General features: G+C 62.2%; 1 protein-coding gene. It reads right to left on the reverse strand.

Annotated elements, in window-relative coordinates; genetic code table 11:
- Positions 1 to 86: 86 nt before the first annotated feature.
- Positions 87 to 1,567 (reverse strand): dihydroxy-acid dehydratase (gene ilvD / locus ACRESD_RS10310; protein WP_431750817.1); only part of this gene is annotated, 1,481 nt, incomplete at its 5' end.

Consider the following 1,567-nt stretch of genomic DNA (forward strand, 5'->3'; position numbering starts at 1 on the left):
GGTCAGTTGTAGATGTATCCACTGACAGGTCGCCATCGGGGGCAAGCCCCCTCCCACATTTTGATCTTCATTTTTATGAGCGGGGCTTACAGGCCGTCAAGCATCGCCTTGTTACGCACCGCACCCTTGTCGGCACTGGTAGCCAGCAGGGCGTAAGCCTTCAGCGCGGTGGTGACTTTGCGCGGACGCTTCTCCACTGGCTTCCAGCCTTTCTTGTCCTGCTCGACCCGGCGTGCCGCCAGCTCTTCATCGCTGATCAACAGGTTGATCGAGCGGTTCGGAATGTCGATCAGCACCTTGTCGCCATCCTGCACCAGGCCAATCGCGCCGCCTGCTGCCGCTTCTGGCGAAGCGTGGCCGATGGACAGGCCCGAGGTGCCGCCAGAGAAGCGACCATCGGTCAGCAAGGCGCAGGCTTTGCCCAGGCCTTTTGATTTCAGGTAGGAGGTCGGGTAGAGCATCTCCTGCATACCCGGGCCGCCTTTCGGGCCTTCGTAGCGGATGATCACGATGTCGCCTTCTTTCACTTCGTCGGCGAGGATGCCGCGAACGGCGCTGTCCTGGCTTTCGAAGATCTTGGCATTGCCTTCGAACACGTGGATGGACTCATCCACACCCGCGGTTTTCACCACGCAGCCGTCCAGGGCGATGTTGCCGTACAGCACAGCCAGGCCGCCCTCCTTGGAGTAGGCGTGCTCGACACTGCGGATGCAGCCGTTTTCACGGTCGTCATCCAGGGTGTCCCAACGGGTCGACTGGCTGAACGCGGTCTGGGTCGGGATACCTGCCGGGCCGGCCTTGAAGAAGTGATGAACCGCTTCGTCGCTGGTCTGGGTGATATCCCACTTGGCAATGGCCTCTTCCATGCTACGGCTGTGCACGGTTGGCAGGTCCGTGTGCAACAGGCCGCCACGGGCCAGGGAGCCCAGGATCGAGAAGATCCCGCCGGCACGGTGCACGTCTTCCATGTGGTACTTCTGGATGTTCGGTGCAACTTTGCACAGTTGCGGCACGTGACGGGACAGACGGTCGATGTCGCGCAGGTCGAAATCGATCTCGGCTTCCTGGGCTGCGGCCAGCAAGTGCAGGATGGTGTTGGTGGAACCGCCCATGGCGATGTCCAGGGTCATGGCGTTCTCGAACGCCTTGAAATTGGCGATGTTGCGCGGCAACACCGACTCATCGTTCTCACCGTAGTAACGCTTGCACAGTTCGACGATGGTACGGCCGGCCTGCAGGAATAGCTGCTCACGGTCGCTGTGGGTGGCGAGGGTGGAACCGTTGCCCGGCAAGGCGAGGCCCAGGGCTTCCACCAGGCAGTTCATCGAGTTGGCGGTGAACATGCCGGAGCACGAACCGCAGGTCGGGCATGCGCTGCGCTCGTATTCCGCGACCTTCTCGTCAGAAGCGCTGGAATCGGCGGCGATGACCATGGCGTCGACCAGGTCGAGGCCGTGGGAGGCGAGCTTGGTCTTGCCGGCTTCCATCGGGCCGCCGGAGACGAAGATCACCGGGATGTTCAGGCGCAGGGCGGCCATCAGCATGCCGGGGGTGATCTTGTCGCAGT

This window comes from Pseudomonas sp. (genome assembly GCF_050739995.1).
Lineage (GTDB): Bacteria > Pseudomonadota > Gammaproteobacteria > Pseudomonadales > Pseudomonadaceae > Aquipseudomonas.